At 60.6% G+C, this 1,793-nt stretch carries 1 protein-coding gene; it reads right to left on the bottom strand.

The features are described from left to right. Positions 1-53: 53 nt before the first annotated feature. Positions 54-1,727 (bottom strand): IS66 family transposase, encoded by a 1,674-nt coding sequence (locus tag ATY29_RS00075; protein WP_097537548.1) that lies wholly within the window; start codon positions 1,725-1,727, stop codon positions 54-56. Between the last annotated feature and the right edge of the window lie 66 nt (positions 1,728-1,793).

The raw sequence follows: 1,793 nt of genomic DNA, 5'->3' as shown, positions 1-1,793 counted from the left end.
GTAAGCGGGGCAAATCCGGTGGCAATGCCAGCACAATGAGCAGGGACAAGCCTTCAGGCGCGTGCCGCAACCATGGAAGGGAGTGGCGGAACACGATGATCGTCGTCGCCGATGCCCAACCGGTCGCCAAGGTAGTGCCAGAACGACAGGCCAAGCTTCTGGCAGGTCTTCATCAGACCGAGCATGCTGTCACGCGCCTGCCGGCCGTTGCGACTGACCGTGCCGCCGGAAATCTTTCGCTTGATGACAAAGCCGCGCAGATCTCTTTCCGAGGCGTTCGTATGCAGCGGCGTCTCAGGCCGCTCCAGAACCCGCAGCAGCTCGGCCTTGCGGCGCTTCAACCGAGACAAGAGTTTGTCGAGGTCGCCATAGCCGGTGCGGATGGAGAATATCCGATCGAACCGGACCTGAAGGCCTTGGGCCGCTCGCCTACTAGGTCTTCGCTGGTAGTCTTTCAGAAGTTTGTAAAAAAGCCAGATCAGCTCGCGCAGCGTCTCGACATGCTTCACTTGGCCGGGTGTTGCCGGCATCAGCTTGTGCAGCAAACGTTCGGCGTGAACCCAACACAGCGCATGGGTGCCGACACGGAATTGTCCGGCATCGTCGGAGACAATCACCGCATTGCCGACCAGGCCATGATGGCGGATGGAGCCCCAGATGCCGGCCTCGGCAAACGGGCGAAGAGCGTCACTGTCAAAGATATCGACGCCATGTTCGGCCAGGTACGCGAGAAACGGAACCTGATTGGCAAACCGCCGCGGTTCACATGTATTCAAATGCGCCAGAAGGGCGGGGTCGACCTGACGATCTTCCAGAAAGGTGAAGGCGGCATCGTTGAGAACATAGTCCTGATAGTTGCCGCGCAGCAGGGCCAGAAAGTTCAGCCGCGACTTCGACGGCGCCGTGCGGAAGGCGGTGAAATGCTCGCCTCCGATCTGTGTCGTATGGAAATTGCGGTTGGCATGACGGGCGCCAGTGTCGTCAACCGTGACAAAGGGAGCCGAGACCAGGCCCGCATGCAGCACGGCAGCATCCTCGGCATGAAAGCCATCCAGCCACTCTGTCAAAAACCGGATGACCTGGCGTTTGGAAATCTCGACGCCGACATCGTTCAGCAAGGTCGTCAATCGCTGCGTCGTCACCTGCCCATGGCTATGAAGCATCAGGCAGAAGCGACGCAGACTGGCGCCGTAGCCGCCCTTTATCCCCGCAGGCAGCGGCGCGACGATCGTGCGTCCATCCGGAGTCACCCAGCATTCGCGGCGATAGCGCACCACTTCGGCCCGCACGACCAGATCCCGCACCACGCAATCCTTGTAGCCCTTGAAGCGCGATCCGGGTGGTGCGTTGGCAGGCAGCACCTCTTCGCGCGTGACGCTGCCCTTGTCGCCTTTCGGCCCGCGACGCCGCGCAGGCTTTCGGCTGCCGGCAACCGTTTTGTCACTCGTTGCCTGTTCCATGCCCGATGGCCTGAAGGGTGGGCGCGGCGGCAGGTTTTTGAGCCGCGCAATCTCGTCGCGCAGAAGCTGGTTGTCGACCTTCAGCCGCGTGTTCTCTACCCTGAGCAGGTCGTTTTCTTCACGAAGCTTTCGGTTGTCAGCCTCAAGCTTCTCGATCCGGATTTCTGCCCGATCAGCCCGCTCCACCAGACCAGTCACCAACTCCCGCAGCGCCTTCAGCGACAGCGTGTCGGCATGCTCGACCATGGGGAGGCGGCGCTTCGTCATAAAGGAAGTGAATCATGATTCACAAAAAACAGGAATCCCTTCTGCCACCAGATCTGCTCCAGTTAC

Origin of the sequence: Rhizobium hidalgonense (genome assembly GCF_002914525.1) — a bacterium.
Classification (GTDB): Bacteria; Pseudomonadota; Alphaproteobacteria; order Rhizobiales; family Rhizobiaceae; genus Rhizobium; species Rhizobium hidalgonense.
The sequence above is the reverse complement of the archived record's forward strand: the minus strand, read 5'-3'. Positions and strand labels throughout refer to the sequence as shown.

Bases quoted from the DNA above. Each gene is read 5' to 3' on its own strand.
- ATY29_RS00075 (WP_097537548.1), bottom strand. From the start codon at position 1,727: ATGACGAAGCGCCGCCTCCCCATGGTCGAGCATGCCGACACGCTGTCG.